At 70.6% G+C, this 14,053-nt stretch carries 13 protein-coding genes and 1 pseudogene; 3 read left to right on the forward strand and 11 right to left on the reverse strand.

Annotated elements, in window-relative coordinates:
• Positions 1-39: 39 nt before the first annotated feature.
• The 4 genes from FGF04_RS16575 to FGF04_RS16590 all read right to left on the reverse strand — a co-directional run bounded on the left by FGF04_RS16575 (position 40) and on the right by FGF04_RS16590 (position 3,105).
• Positions 40-1,362 carry an NADH-quinone oxidoreductase subunit D gene (locus tag FGF04_RS16575; RefSeq protein WP_149512043.1) on the reverse strand — a complete coding sequence of 441 codons (1,323 nt, stop codon included), beginning with the start codon at positions 1,360-1,362 and terminating at the stop codon, positions 40-42.
• Positions 1,359-2,129 carry an NADH-quinone oxidoreductase subunit C gene (locus tag FGF04_RS16580; RefSeq protein ID WP_149512044.1) on the reverse strand — a complete coding sequence of 257 codons (771 nt, stop codon included), beginning with the start codon at positions 2,127-2,129 and terminating at the stop codon, positions 1,359-1,361. Before FGF04_RS16580 ends, FGF04_RS16575 begins: the two co-directional genes overlap by 4 nt.
• Complete coding sequence (locus FGF04_RS16585) at positions 2,126-2,680, reverse strand: NuoB/complex I 20 kDa subunit family protein (protein WP_018528252.1); 555 nt, start codon at positions 2,678-2,680, stop codon at positions 2,126-2,128. The genes FGF04_RS16580 and FGF04_RS16585 overlap by 4 nt, the downstream gene beginning before the upstream one ends.
• A gap of 65 nt (positions 2,681-2,745) precedes the next feature.
• Positions 2,746-3,105, reverse strand: coding sequence for an NADH-quinone oxidoreductase subunit A (locus tag FGF04_RS16590; protein ID WP_033319564.1), 360 nt, complete (start codon positions 3,103-3,105; stop codon positions 2,746-2,748).
• A gap of 775 nt (positions 3,106-3,880) precedes the next feature.
• On the opposite strand from FGF04_RS16590, the gene FGF04_RS16595 reads away from it, so the two are divergent.
• Complete coding sequence (locus tag FGF04_RS16595; RefSeq protein ID WP_149512045.1) at positions 3,881-4,723, forward strand: C40 family peptidase; 843 nt, start codon at positions 3,881-3,883, stop codon at positions 4,721-4,723.
• A gap of 85 nt (positions 4,724-4,808) precedes the next feature.
• Here the strand turns inward: FGF04_RS16595 and FGF04_RS16600 are convergent, their stop codons facing one another.
• Entirely contained in the window at positions 4,809-6,140 is a 1,332-nt protein-coding gene (locus FGF04_RS16600; protein WP_149512046.1) for a geranylgeranyl reductase family protein, read from the reverse strand.
• A gap of 142 nt (positions 6,141-6,282) precedes the next feature.
• Here FGF04_RS16600 and FGF04_RS16605 point away from each other — a divergent pair, with 142 nt between their 5' ends.
• Positions 6,283-6,789, forward strand: coding sequence for a GNAT family N-acetyltransferase (locus FGF04_RS16605; RefSeq protein WP_149512047.1), 507 nt, complete (start codon positions 6,283-6,285; stop codon positions 6,787-6,789).
• Between the two features lie 81 nt (positions 6,790-6,870).
• The gene (locus tag FGF04_RS16610) at positions 6,871-7,233 is read left to right on the forward strand and encodes a PASTA domain-containing protein (protein WP_149512048.1); all 363 of its coding nucleotides are present in this window, start codon (positions 6,871-6,873) and stop codon (positions 7,231-7,233) included.
• Positions 7,234-7,270: 37 nt separating this feature from the next.
• Here FGF04_RS16610 and FGF04_RS16615 read toward each other — a convergent pair whose 3' ends face one another.
• The 6 genes and pseudogenes from FGF04_RS16615 to FGF04_RS16640 all read right to left on the reverse strand — a co-directional run bounded on the left by FGF04_RS16615 (position 7,271) and on the right by FGF04_RS16640 (position 13,976).
• Complete coding sequence (locus FGF04_RS16615) at positions 7,271-7,696, reverse strand: hypothetical protein (protein ID WP_149512049.1); 426 nt, start codon at positions 7,694-7,696, stop codon at positions 7,271-7,273.
• Between the two features lie 43 nt (positions 7,697-7,739).
• Positions 7,740-9,242 carry a zinc ribbon domain-containing protein gene (locus tag FGF04_RS16620; protein ID WP_149512050.1) on the reverse strand — a complete coding sequence of 501 codons (1,503 nt, stop codon included), beginning with the start codon at positions 9,240-9,242 and terminating at the stop codon, positions 7,740-7,742.
• Positions 9,243-9,341: 99 nt separating this feature from the next.
• Positions 9,342-9,410, reverse strand: a pseudogene (locus FGF04_RS42065) (zinc-ribbon domain-containing protein); the annotation flags it as partial.
• Positions 9,411-9,717: 307 nt separating this feature from the next.
• Positions 9,718-10,413, reverse strand: coding sequence for a demethylmenaquinone methyltransferase (locus FGF04_RS16630; RefSeq protein ID WP_149512051.1), 696 nt, complete (start codon positions 10,411-10,413; stop codon positions 9,718-9,720).
• A 105-nt stretch (positions 10,414-10,518) separates the two neighbouring features.
• Positions 10,519-11,667, reverse strand: a complete 1,149-nt coding sequence (locus FGF04_RS16635) for an acyltransferase family protein (RefSeq protein WP_188114102.1) — start codon at positions 11,665-11,667, stop codon at positions 10,519-10,521.
• Positions 11,667-13,976 carry a bifunctional polysaccharide deacetylase/glycosyltransferase family 2 protein gene (locus FGF04_RS16640; protein ID WP_149512053.1) on the reverse strand — a complete coding sequence of 770 codons (2,310 nt, stop codon included), beginning with the start codon at positions 13,974-13,976 and terminating at the stop codon, positions 11,667-11,669. Before FGF04_RS16640 ends, FGF04_RS16635 begins: the two co-directional genes overlap by 1 nt.
• Positions 13,977-14,053 lie beyond the last annotated feature (77 nt).

A 14,053-nucleotide genomic window follows, 5' to 3' on the forward strand; every position in this document is an offset into this window, starting at 1 on the left:
GGCTCTGCGGCTGCACGCCCTGTTCGGAAGGGGTGGTGGTCACCGGTCGACGCCTCCCATCACGGGGTCGATGGAGGCGACGGCCACGATGACGTCGGCGACCTGGCCGCCCTCGCACATCGCCGCCATGGCCTGCAGGTTGGTGAAGGACGGGTCCCGGTAGTGGACCCGGTAGGGGCGGGTGCCGCCGTCGGACACGGCGTGCACCCCGAGCTCCCCCTTGGGCGACTCGACGGCCGCGTACGCCTGTCCCGGCGGGACGCGGAAGCCCTCGGTCACCAGCTTGAAGTGGTGGATCAGGGCCTCCATGGAGGTGCCCATGATCTTCTTGATGTGGTCGAGCGAGTTGCCGAGACCGTCGGGGCCGAGCGCGAGCTGGGCGGGCCAGGCGATCTTCTTGTCGGTGACCATGACCGGGCCGGGCTGCAGCCGGTCCAGGCACTGCTCGACGATCGCCAGCGACTGGCGCATCTCCTCAAGACGGATGAGGAAGCGCCCGTACGCGTCGGCGGTGTCCGTGGTGGGCACGTCGAAGTCGTACGTCTCGTAGCCGCAGTACGGCTGGGCCTTGCGCAGGTCGTGCGGCAGGCCGGCGGACCGCAGGATCGGGCCGGTGGCGCCGAGGGCCATGCAGCCGGTCAGGTCGAGGTGGCCGACGTCCTGCATGCGGGCCTTGAAGATGGGGTTCCCGGTGGCGAGCTTGTCGTACTCGGGAAGGTTCTTCCGCATCTTCTTCACGAACTCGCGGATGTGGTCCACCGCGCCCGGGGGCAGGTCCTGGGCGAGGCCGCCGGGGCGGATGAACGCGTGGTTCATGCGCAGGCCGGTGATGAGTTCGTAGAGGTCCAGGATCAGTTCACGGTCGCGGAAGCCGTAGATCATGATCGTGGTGGCGCCGAGCTCCATGCCGCCGGTGGCGATGCACACCAGGTGCGAGGAGAGCCGGTTCAGCTCCATCAGGAGCACCCGGATGATCGTGGCGCGGTCCGGGACCTGGTCCTCGATGCCGAGGAGCTTCTCGACGGCGAGGCAGTACGCGGTCTCGTTGAAGAAGGACGTCAGGTAGTCCATGCGCGTCACGAAGGTGGTGCCCTGGGTCCACGTCCGGTATTCGAGGTTCTTCTCGATGCCGGTGTGCAGGTAGCCGATGCCGCAGCGGGCCTCGGTGACCGTCTCGCCCTCGATCTCCAGGATGAGCCGGAGCACGCCGTGCGTGGAGGGGTGCTGGGGGCCCATGTTGACGACGATGCGCTCGTCGTCGGCCTTCGCCGCGGTCTGGACGACCTCGTCCCAGTCGCCGCCGGTGACCGTGTAGACGGTGCCCTCGGTGGTTTCCCTCGGTGATGCTGACTGCGTGCTCATGAGTACGACCTCCGCTGGTCCGGAGCCGGGATCTGGGCGCCCTTGTACTCGACGGCGATGCCGCCGAGGGGATAGTCCTTGCGCTGCGGAAAGCCCTGCCAGTCGTCCGGCATCATGATCCGCGTCAGCGCCGGGTGGCCTTCGAAGACGATGCCGAAGAAGTCGTACGTCTCGCGCTCGTGCCAGTCGTTGGTCGGGTAGACCTCGACCAGGGACGGGATGCGCGGGTCGCTGTCGGGGGCACTGACTTCCAGGCGGATCAGCCGGTTGTGGGTGAGCGAGCGCAGGTGGTAGACGGCGTGCAGCTCGCGGCCCTTGTCGGCCGGGTAGTGCACCCCGCTCACCCCGGTGCACAGCTCGAAGCGCAGGGCCGGGTCGTCGCGCAGGGTCCTGGCGACCTGGAGCAGGTGCTCGCGCTCGATGTGGAAGGTGAGCTCGTCGCGGTCGACGACCGTCTTCTCGATCGCGTTCTCCGGGACCAGGTCCTGCTCCTCCAGGGCGCCCTCCAGCTCGTCGGCGACCTCGTCGAACCAGCCGCCGTACGGGCGGGTGGCCGCGCCGGGCAGGCGCACCGAGCGGACCAGGCCGCCGTACCCGGAGGTGTCGCCGCCGTTGTTCGCGCCGAACATGCCGCGCTGGACGCGGATCTCCTCGCCGCCGTCGCCGCGCTGGCCGGGGAGGTTGGAGGCGTCGAGGTCCTTGTCGGGGTTGGGGCGGTCGGCCGCCCCGCCCGCGCCGTTCGTGCCGTTGCCGTTCGCGCCGCTCACCGCAGCAGCCCCTTCATCTCGATGGTGGGGAGCGCCTTGAGCGCCGCTTCCTCCGCCTCACGGGCCGCTTCCTCGGCGTTCACGCCGAGCTTGGAGGACTGGATCTTCTGGTGGAGCTTGAGGATCGCGTCCATCAGCATCTCGGGCCGCGGCGGGCAGCCGGGCAGGTAGATGTCGACGGGGACGATGTGATCGACGCCCTGCACGATCGCGTAGTTGTTGAACATGCCGCCCGAAGAGGCGCAGACCCCCATGGAGATCACCCACTTGGGGTTCGGCATCTGGTCGTAGACCTGCCTCAGCACCGGCGCCATCTTCTGGCTGACGCGTCCGGCGACGATCATCAGGTCCGCCTGCCGCGGCGAACCGCGGAAGACCTCCATGCCGAAGCGCGCCAGGTCGTAGCGGCCCGCCCCTGTCGTCATCATCTCGATGGCGCAGCAGGCGAGGCCGAAGGTGGCGGGAAAGACGGACGACTTGCGCACCCACCCCGCGGCCTGCTCGACGGTGGTCAGCAGGAAGCCGCTCGGCAGCTTTTCTTCGAGTCCCATGCTCAATGGCTCCTCTGTCCCCTGACGGGGCTCAGTCCCTTGCGGGGGTCAGTCCCATCCGGGGTTCAGTCCCATTCCAGGCCGCCGCGCCGCCAGACGTACGCGTAGGCGACGAAGACGGTGAGCACGAAGAGCAGCATCTCCACGAGCCCGAAGACCCCGAGCGCGTCGAACGTGACGGCCCAGGGGTAGAGGAAGACGATCTCGATATCGAAAATGATGAAGAGCATCGCCGTCAGGTAGTACTTGATGGGGAACCGCCCGCCGCCCGCCGGCGTGGGGGTCGGCTCGATTCCGCACTCGTAGGCTTCGAGCTTGGCCCGGTTGTATCGCTTTGGACCGATAAGCGTGGCCATGACCACGGAGAAGATCGCAAAGCCTGCCCCGAGGGCTCCCAGTACGAGGATGGGCGCATACGCGTTCACCGCTCCTCGCTCCTCTCAGTCGGCATTGACTGCTGGCGGTTGCATCGGACGTCGCCCCTGCTCCACGCACCCCACGACCGCCGTGCGGTGCGTGAGCTCCGTGCGGCTCCACGAAGATCGTGCTCATGTGAAGCAGGTCACAAGCCCAACTGCCCCGCATCCTATGCCTGCCGGTCTGTGATCTGCGACACGGGGTACGACAACGTCTTTGTGATCTCTGCCACCCGGCGAACGATCATGAAGTCGGATGAGTGCCGATCTTCGTACGAGAAGCGTCCGAGTGATCACCAGAGGTGACATTTTCGCTCGTCTTCGCTGGTCGAAGGCCTGGCGCACTATCAAGGGAGTCCGGTCTGGCGCAAATTGGCGCTGGACGGGGTCACTTGATAGAGGAACTCGTTCACACTTCGGGGGGAGTTGGGACGTCCGTTGTGGACGACTGCGGACGAGCCGGGCGCGTGCATCCGTTCACGAGCGGAGGGCGTCGCCGGGCCGGCCTCCACCCCTCCCCACGGCGCGCACGCGTGACGCCCCCGCCACGGGCATCGTTGCGTGACGTGCATCACACCGGTAACGGGGCGGAAACAACGGGGCTTGGCCAACCGCACCAACCAGTGGTAGGTCAGGGGCAATTCGGGCGTAACGCGAAAAGCCAATGATCACAGGCGTGCGGGGCCCTGTCCGCAATGCCCGTTAGGGCGTCAATAAGGCGCCGGCGGCACCGGATTCGGGGGTCCGTTGAACAATTGTGGCGCACCACACGTTTCTTGTAGGTATGGAGGAGCCCCTGATACCGGTTGTTCTCATGTCCCACACCGCTCACATACGCAGCCACCGGAAACCCCGGCCTCGCAGCAGCTCGGCGCTCGCGATGCGCGCCGGAGTCGCCGGTGGCGTCCTCGGCACCCTGGCAGTGGCCGGTGCCGCCGGAACGGCCAACGCGGCCGAGCCGGTGACCCAGACCATCGAACTGCCGACCCTCACGGCCGACCTGACCGCTCAGGTCGCCGAGTCCGCGGAGGTCACCCAGCAGGCCGCCGCCGACTACCAGCTGCGTGCCGAGCGTGACGCGGCCGCCGAGAAGGCCGCGAAGCAGGCCAAGGCGGACCTCGCGGACGCGAAGAAGAAGGCCGAGGCCAGGAAGAAGGCCGAGGAGGCCCGCAAGGAGGCCGCGGAGCGCGCCACGCGCACCGCCGGGCGTACGACCCTCACGACGGCTTCCACGGCCTCGACGGCGAGCAACGACGCCGTGGCGCCCGCCAGCGGCAGCGTCGCCACCGTCATCTCGTTCCTGCGCGCCCAGGTCGGCGACGCCTACGTCATGGGCGCCAGCGGCCCCGACGCGTGGGACTGCTCCAGCCTGGTCCAGGCGGCGTTCAAGCAGGTCGGCGTCGACCTGCCGCGCGTCTCCCAGGACCAGTCCGTGGCCGGCACCCCGGTCTCGCTCTCCAACATCCAGGTCGGCGACATCCTGTACTGGGGCGGCGCGGGCTCGGCGTACCACGTCGGCGTCTACATCGGCGGCGGCCAGTACCTGGACGCGGCGAACCCCTCGAAGGGCGTCGTCATCCAGGACCTGTCGGGCTACCCGGCGAGCGGCGCGGTACGGGTGCTCTGACCTGACCTCTCGGGACACCCGAGGTGATACACGTGCGGAGGGCCGCTTCCCGATCGGGAAGCGGCCCTCCGCACGTGCTGCGGGCCTAGGCCTTGGGGGCCACCTTCGACAGGCCGTTGATGATGCGGTCCATCGCGTCGCCGCCCGTCGGGTCCGTCAGGTTGGCGAGCATCTTCAGGGTGAACTTCATCAGCAGCGGGTGGGTGAGACCGCGCTGCGTGGCGATCTTCATGACCTGCGGGTTGCCGATGAGCTTCACGAAGGCGCGGCCGAGCGTGTAGTAGCCGCCGTACGTGTCCTTCAGGACCTTCGGGTAGCGGTGCAGGGCCAGCTCCCGCTGGGCGGGGGTCGCCCGGGCGTGCGCCTGGACGATGACGTCCGCGGCGATCTGCCCGGACTCCATGGCGTACGCGATGCCCTCGCCGTTGAACGGGTTCACCATGCCGCCCGCGTCGCCGACCAGCAGCAGCCCCTTCGTGTAGTGGGGCTGGCGGTTGAAGGCCATCGGCAGGGCGGCGCCGCGGATCGGGATCGTCATGTTCTCCGGGGTGTAGCCCCAGTCCGCCGGCATCGAGGCGCACCAGGCCTTCAGCACCTCGCGCCAGTCCAGCTCCTTGAACGAGGACGAGGTGTTGAGGACGCCCAGGCCCACGTTGGACGTGCCGTCGCCCATGCCGAAGATCCAGCCGTAGCCCGGCAGCAGCCGGTCCTCGCCGGGACCGCGCCGGTCCCACAGCTCCAGCCACGACTCCAGGTAGTCGTCGTCGTGGCGCGGGGAGGTGAAGTACGTGCGCACCGCGACGCCCATCGGACGGTCCTCGCGGCGGTGCAGGCCCATCGCCAGGGACAGCCGGGTCGAGTTGCCGTCGGCGGCCACCACCAGGGGCGCGTGGAAGGTGACGTCGCGCTTCTCCTTGGAGTCCGCGTCGCCGAGCTTGGCGTGCACGCCCGTGATGCGGCCCGTGCGGTCGTCGACGATCGGGGCGCCGACGTTGCAGCGCTCGTACAGGCGCGCACCCGCCTTCTGCGCCTGGCGGGCCAGCTGCTCGTCGAAGTCGTCGCGCTTGCGGACGAGTCCGTAGTCCGGGTAGGAGGCGAGTTCCGGCCAGTCCAGCTGGAGGCGGACGCCGCCGCCGATGATGCGCAGCCCCTTGTTGCGCAGCCAGCCCGCCTCCTCGGAGATGTCGATGCCCATGGAGACGAGCTGCTTGGTGGCGCGGGGCGTCAGGCCGTCGCCGCACACCTTCTCCCGCGGGAACGCGGTCTTCTCCAGGAGCAGGACGTCCAGACCCGCCTTGGCCAGGTAGTACGCCGTGGTGGAACCCGCCGGCCCGGCCCCGACGACGATCACGTCGGCGGAGTGTTCCGAGAGGGGCGAGGAGTGTTCGGAGAGGGGCTGGGACTGGGACTCGGTCACGGCGGGGTCTCCCCAGGTCTCGAAGGCTCGGAGTCTGTGAGTGCGGTCTTCGAGCGCGAAGTCTCGAAATCCGCGTGCTGACGGGCACGCGACATGGGCAGTCTATGCAGCGGTACTGATCACCTGGCTGAAGGGCTGCCCCGTGAACCGAGCTCTCCCCGTGGTACACCTGCGCGTCCCCACCGACGAGGACGCCTTCGCCTGGCACCGGGTCTTCGACCACCCGGACGTGATGGAGTTCCACGGCGGGAGGTCCGCCGAACTGTCCGTCTACGAGGAGCTGACCGCCCGCCAGCGCCGGCACGACGCCGAGCACGGCTTCTGCTTCTGGACCATGCTCGACGAGGAGGGGCAGGTCATCGGCTTCACCGGCGCCCAGCCGTGGCCGCACGAGTGGGGCCCCAAGGGCGAGATCGAGATCGGCTGGCGGCTCGGCCGGGAGCACTGGGGCAAGGGGTACGTGACCGCCGCCGCGCACGCCGCGCTGGACCGGGTGCGCGCCACGGGGGTCGCCGGGGTGGTGGCGATGGTGAACTCCCGCAACGAGCGGTCGATCGCCGTGACCAGACGCCTCGGCATGGAGCTGGCCGAGACGTTCACCTCGCCCCGCTCGGACCAGTTCGGGCACTGCTACCGGCTGGCCCTCTGACGGCGCGGACCCGGCTCGCCGACGCCTTCCTGCCGGGCCCGGCAGGGGCATACCCTGCCGGTACCGCTGGGGGTGACGTCCGTGCGCATACCACGCAAGACACCCGAAGTGCGCGTACCGCGGCTCGTCGGCCTGATGGCCGTGGACGCACGCGAGACGGCCGAGGCGCGCGGGGTGCTCCTCGCCGCGCCCGACCGCCCCGACTTCGGCCTGACCGTCGTCGACTACGTCGTGCGCCAGTACCCGCTGCCCGGGGCCGAGGTGCCGCGCGGGACGGTCGTGACGGTGTGGTTCGACTTCGGCGAGGGTGAGGGCGGCGGGGGCGCCGGGGTGCGCGAACCGCGGCTGCCGCCACCGCCGTCGGGCGGCCTGCAGCGCGAACTCGACGTCCCGCCGGAGGCCCCGCCCGGCGCTCCGGACGACCCCTTCGCGCTGCGCGCGTGAGCGGTACGGGCGGATCGGGCGGATCAGGGAGGCCGGGTCACGTGAGGTCCCAGGTGTCCAGCGCCACCTGGTGGATGTCGGCGAGACCGCTGTCCCACACGTCGTCGTGGCCGACCACCAGGATCGCGTACTCGGTGCCGTTCGCGGCGACGTACCCCTGGTCCCTGGCGTGGACGAGACGCCCCGCCTCGTCGGTGTACGTGTACTCCCAGACGGCCCCGTCGCGCCCCTGGAAGGTGTTCCGCTCCAGTCTGATCCGCCGGTAGCCGTCGTTCTTCCGCCGGGCCGTCGCCTCCAGCGTCAGGAAGTTGTCGTACGAGGTGTAGCCGGCCGCCGCGATCACACCGACCTGGAGGTGTTCGAGTCCGGTCGAGCCGGCGTACGTCACCTGCGTGCCGTTCTTCACGCCCTCGCGCGCCCAGGTGTCGGGAACAGCGAAGGAGAACCCGAAGGGGTCGTCCAACCGGTGGTATCCGGCGGGGACTTCGGCGGGGCCGGGACCGGGCTCACCGGACGGGGTGGGCGAGGGCTCGGTGGACTCGGTGGACTCGGTGGTGGGGACCCGGGTCCGCGCCCCCGCTCGCCCCGGCCGCCGACGCCTCCGCCGCTCCCACCGACTCGGTCGGCACCGGCGAGACGGAAGGAACGGGTGGAGCAGAAGGCATGGAGGGAGCAGGGGGGACGGAGGCTGCAGAGGAAGCAGAGGGAACTGCGGGGCTTGCAGGCCCCTCCGGACCCGGGAGCCCAGCCGGGAACGGTGTTCCCGCGCGGAGGCCGAGCAGTCGTGCCAGGTGCGGACCCGCCCACACCGCCGCCGCGAGCCACAGGGTGCCGAACAGCAGTGTTTCCGGGATCGCCGGGCCCGCCTCGAACGTGCCGGAGCCGCCCGTTCCGTACATCGACGAGCCGCCGGCGGCCTCCGCATCCACTCCCGCGAGGCCGGCGAGCAGCAGGAACAGGGCGAAGAAGACGCCCGCCGACAGCAGTTGCTCCCGGCGGTCGGCGCAGCGGCGGGCCGTCATGATCCCCACCGTGAGCGCGCAGACCGTGCCGAGCGCGAGCGCGCCGGTCACGGCCCACCCCCCGTACGCGTCACCGAGTTCGGCGAGCCCGAACGACTCGTGCTCGTACCCCCCGCCGAACGCCGAGGCGCTGCCGCCCTCCGCCTCCACGGGCGCCCCCCAGCCGAGGCCCAGGGCCGTGACGGCGAGGTTCGGCAGGAGGAACAGGGCGACGAGCAGCGCCGGGACCTCCGCGTCGTCGAGGTCCAGCGTCTCGTCCAGGCCGTCGACCCGGGCCAGGACGACGAACGCCGTGAGGGAGCACAGGACCAGGACGACCGCCAGCGCCCGTACGGCGGTGCCGGTGGCGCGCAGCAGGACCCGTACGGCCGGCGGTACGGCGGGCCGGCCGGCCGCGTCCTCGCGGTACACGGCCGCCGCGGTCACGGCGAGGCTCAGCACAAGGGCGCCCAGCGCGGCGAGCAGGGGCGACGACGAGACCTCCACGCCCTGGACGGTCGGCTGGGCGGACAGGCCCAGCACGAGTACGGCCGCCGTCACCAGCAGGGCGACGCGCACCGCGGCCTCCAGCCCGGCGGTCCCGGCGGCTCCGGCGACCCCGGCGGTCCGGGTGCGCAGGACGCGTGCGCCGATCAGGAGGGCCACGATCCACAGGACCGTGACCGTGAGCGGGACCAGCGACACCGCGCCGCCGTCGCCCCCGCCCGTTCCGCCGCCCGAGCCGAACAGGGGGTCCCCGGCCTCCGCGACCTCGAAGTCGCCGCCCACCGACTGGAGGAGCAGCGCGAGCGCGATCCGCAGCCGGTCCGCGAACCCGACCGCCACCTCGCCCGGTTCCTGCCCGTACGAGGGGACCGCCAGCGCCGTCGCGACGGCGAGCAGCAGCCCGACGGGCCACGCCGCCGCCCGCGCGGCACCGCCCCAGTCACCCCGGACGACGCGCCCGAAGAAGGCACCGAGGCGCGACGGCCTGGCGGTCTCGGGCACAGGTGCGGCTCCGGGTGCGTAAGCAGGCGGAGGCGGAGACGGCGGCAGAAGCGGTGCCTCCTGCGGCGCGCCCTGCGCATCCGGCGCACCCCGCTCGCGCCCGCAGCCCATGCAGAAGCGGGCCTCGTCCGGGGTGGGTGTCCCGCAGTGCGGGCAGTTCGAAGCCATCGGAACGCTCCGTCGTCCGGGGAACTCGTGTCCTGACGGGCCGACGTCCGGCGCATGCCGGACATAAACCTGACGTAAGCATGGGACACGAGTTACCCGTTGACTGGTTCCCGTCAACAGATAGTGACCAAAGGGATATTGAGCTGAGGGCTGTCCCGTAATTCCCGGTGGATCAGCGCGCGGCGTCAGATGCGGTGCATCGCAAGGCGCCGGGCCGCCCTCATACCGGGTGTATTCGGGCGATCCGGCAACGCCGCGAGGTGCCGTAGCTGTCGTCGTGCGCCCGCCGGGAATTACGGGACAGCCCTCAGTCCTGCTTGAAGCCCCGGTGCAGGGCGACGATCCCGCCCGACAGGTTCCGCCAGGCCACCTTGGACCAGCCCGCCGCGACCAGGCGCGCGGCGAGCGCGGGCTGGTCGGGCCACGCGCGGATCGACTCGGCGAGGTAGACGTACGCCTCGGGGTTCGAGGACACCGCACGGGCCACCGGCGGCAGCGCGCGCATCAGGTACTCGGTGTAGACGGTGCGGAACGGCGCCCAGGTCGGGTGCGAGAACTCGCAGATCACGACCCGCCCGCCGGGCTTCGTCACCCGGTACAGCTCGCGCAGCGCCGCGTCCGTGTCCTGCACGTTGCGCAGGCCGAAGGAGATCGTCACCGCGTCGAAGGTGTCGTCCTTGAACGGCAGCTTCGTGGCGTCGCCCGCCGTGAGCGGCAGCCAGGGGTGGTTCTTCTTGCCGACCCTGAGCATCCCGAGGGAGAAGTCGCAGGGGACGACGTAGGCGCCCGAGCGCGCGAAGGGCAGGGAAGAAGTGGCGGTGCCGGCCGCGAGGTCCAGGACCTTCTGCGCGGGCCGCGCGTCGACCGCCTTCGCGACCTCCTTGCGCCACACCCGGTCCTGGCCGAGGGACAGCACGTCGTTCGTCAGGTCGTAGCGTTCCGCCACGTCGTCGAACATCGAGGCGACTTCGTGCGGCTGCTTGTTCAGGGATGCGCGGGTCACGGTCCCCATTGTGGCAGTACGGACCCGGCGGCCCCCCGCCGCCCGGCCCGTATACCGCTATGCCGCTATGCCGTATGCGGCTATGCCGCTCCCTCCGGACGGTCCTCAGGGCAGCAGTCGCGGCCTCGTCCTCGCCGCCACGTCCTCCACCCACCCGCACAGCAGCACGAACACGGCGATGAGGACCCACCCGACGCCGAACATGAACCACTGGCTCTCCAGCGGCAGGTACGCCTCGAAGGCCGGCACGTTCCAGAACGTGTCGATCAGCGGGACGGCGAGGACCAGCGCGATCTCGTGCCACAGGTACAGCGTCACCGCGCGGGCGTTGAAGATCCGTACGAGCCGGTCCAGGCGCCGGAAGCGGGCCAGCCGCGCGAGGTCGACGCCCAGGCGCACCTTCGCGTACATCAGCAGGGTCACGAACCCCGCCGACCAGAACGCCTGGGCGTACGGGATGTCGTCGAGGTCGTACGTGCCGGTCTCCGCCTGGTGCGTGAGGGCGTACCAGCCGCCGTACGCGAGCGCGGCGAGCGAGAACGCGACGACCGGCAGCGGCTTCAGCCGCTCCAGGACGCCGTCGCGGTGCGCGAAGCCGAGCATCCAGCAGAACAGGTAGGTGGCCAGGTCGGTCAGCCCGGTGCCGAAGCGGTTCTCCGGCGGTGTCCAGAGGAACTGGACGATCACGACCGGGGCGAGGGAGAGGACCAGGACCGCGACCGGGGCCAGGCGGAAGAGCCTGAGCAGCAGCGGCGACAGGAGGACGAACCAGAGGTAGGTCCGCAGGTACCAGAGGATCTCCCAGGCCTGCTCGCCCCACGCGTTGCCCGGCGGGTCGCCGAGCGGCACGATCCAGTAGACGATCTGCCATCCCGGCATCCAGCCGTGCACCAGCATCGCGACCACGACGAACAGGCCCCAGAACCAGAAGGGCGGCAGGAGCCGGCGGACCCTGCTCCTGATCACCGTGAGCGCGGGCCGCTCCAGGGACCTGGCCATCAGGGTCCCGGCGAGCGCGAACATGATGCCCATGGAGGGCAGCACCATGCCCGCCCAGGCCCACTCGAAGGTGTGGTACGCGACGACCCGGACCAGGGCCACGGCCCGCAGCACGTCGAAGTACCGGTCGCGCCCCGCGCCGCGGCGGGCCTGCGGAGCTCCCGGCTGCGGCGACGTGTCCGCCGCAGCCGGGAGCTCCGTCATCGGCGGGCGCTCCGCCACCGGCGGGCGGGCGCCCCGGCGGTGCGCGCCCATCAGTTCGCCCCCGCCGGCGTGCCGACCTCCCCCGTGCGCTTCAGCTTCTGCCAGCGCAGGCGACCGCCGGTGAGGGCCGTGACGCACGAGTGGATCAGGACGAGGTACATCATCTGCCGGTACACGAGCTGCTGCAGCGGCATCATCAGCAGGTACCGGTACTTCTCCCGGTCGAGCCGGAACGCGTACGCCGCGCAGACCAGCTGCACGCACAGCACGGCCAGCCAGGCGAGCAGCGACGCCTTGAAGTCGATGAAGATCATCGAGTAGACGGTGAACACGTCGATCAGCGGGGCGAAGACCGGCGTGACGATCTGGAAGAGCACCACCAGCGGCATGCCGACCCGCCCGAACCGGCCCGAGGGGCCCTTGTCCGTCAGGGACCCGCGGTGCTTCCACAGCGCCTGCATGGTCCCGTACGACCACCGGTAGCGCTGCGACCACAGCTGTTTGAGCGAGCCGGGCGCCTCGGTCCAGGCCTTGGCGTGCTCCTGGTAGACGACCCGCCAGCCCTCGCGGTGCATGGCGATGGTGATGTCGGTGTCCTCGGCGAGGGTGTCCTCGCTCATCCCGCCGACCGCGAGCACCGCCTCCCGGCGGAACGCGCCGATCGCGCCCGGGATGGTGGGCATGCAGCGCAGCAGGTCGTACATGCGGCGGTCGAGGTTGAAGCCCATCACGTACTCGATGTGCTGCCAGGCGCCGATGACCGTGTTGCGGTTACCGACCTTGGCGTTGCCCGCGACCGCGCCGACCCCGGGGTCGGCGAAGGGCTGCACCAGGTGCCGCACGGTGTCGGCCTCGAAGACCGTGTCGCCGTCCATCATCACGACGATGTCGTGACTGGCGTGGCGCACCCCGTTGTTGAGCGCGGCCGGCTTGCCGGCGTTCTCCTGGCGGATGACGCGGACATTCGGTATGCCGAGCGACTCGGCGATCTCCTTGGTGCCGTCCGTGGAGCCGTCGTCGACGACGATGATCTCGATGGGGTGGGTGCTCAGCGCCAGCGACCTGAGGGTGTTGGCGATGCACTCCTTCTCGTTGTACGCGGGCACGACGACGGTGACCGGCCGGGTGACGGGCGGCCCCCAGCTGAACCGGCGTCTGTTGCGCCTGCGGTGGTGCCTGCGGGCGAGGATCAGCATCATCGCGAAGCGGGCCATGACGGCGACGCCCACGACGGCGAGGCCGGTCGCGAGCCCCGGTACGGTCCACTCCGCGACGGCGACCGCCGCGACGAGCGCCTTGCCCTCGTAGAGGGTGGCGCCGGTGGCGGTGCGGTGGGCGGCCTGAAGGCTGTTGCCCGCGGCTCCGGCATCGGCACCGGTTCCGGTCCCGGTCGCTCCGGCCGTCCCGGTCGCGCCGTTCGCTCCGGCCGTCCCGGTCCCCTGGCCCTGCGGGGCGCCGGGCAGCACGCCCGCGTCCTCGTCCGCCTGCTGCACGGCGCCGCTGATCGTGGTGAAGGTGTAGCCCTTCGCCTTCATCTTCTTGATGTACGTACCGAGCGCGTCCACCGTCTGCGAGCGCTCGCCGCCCGCGTCGTGGAAGAGGACCGAGGCCCCCTTGTTCTTCGACGGGGTGGCCCACTCGATGATCTTCGAGACGCCGGGCCGCTTCCAGTCGTCGCTGTCGGTGTCGACGAAGACGCTGGTGTAGCCCTGCGCACCGAGCTTCTTGTAGACGGGCCAGCTGTAGTTGTCGATGGCGTCCGTCTCGGAGGAGTACGGGGCCCGGAACAGCGTCGTCGTGATGCCCGCCGCGCCCGCCAGCGCGAGCTGCGTCTGGGCCATCTCCCGCTGGATGCGGGCGTCGCTCTGGTACGAGAGGTCGACGTGCGTGAACGTGTGGATGCCGACCTCGTTGCCCTGGTCGACCAGGTCGTCCACGATGCCCGGGTAGCGCGAGACCATCGAGCCGACCAGGAAGAACGTCCCGGGGACGTCGTTCTGCTCCAGGATCTTCAGGATCTGCGGTGTCCAGGTCGGATTGGGGCCGTCGTCGAAGGTGAGCGCGATGGTCTTCTCCGGCACGGACCGGCTCTGCGCCTCGCCGTTGCGGAAGGAGAGGATCGGACCGCCGTCGATGACGTCGTCCGGGACCTCACTTGCACTGGCGTTGCTGCGGACCCGCTGGTCGCCGCCGACCTCGGCGCGCAGGTAGCCGTCGAGCAGCATCACGCTGGTGAGGGCGAGCAGGAGCAGCAGGGCGAGGATGACGCGCGGCTTCTGCAGCGCCGCGGCCCGGCCCGCGGCCCGGGTCATCCGGGAGGGCGCGCGGCGACGGCCGCGCGGGGGTGTGGTGGTAGCCATGGATGTGGGTGCGTTCCGGTCAGTTGGCGTCCGCGGCCGCGGAGGCGGACGCGGACGGAGACGGGGCAGGGGCCGAG

This window comes from Streptomyces apricus (genome assembly GCF_008369065.1).
Taxonomy (GTDB): domain Bacteria; phylum Actinomycetota; class Actinomycetes; order Streptomycetales; family Streptomycetaceae; genus Streptomyces; species Streptomyces apricus.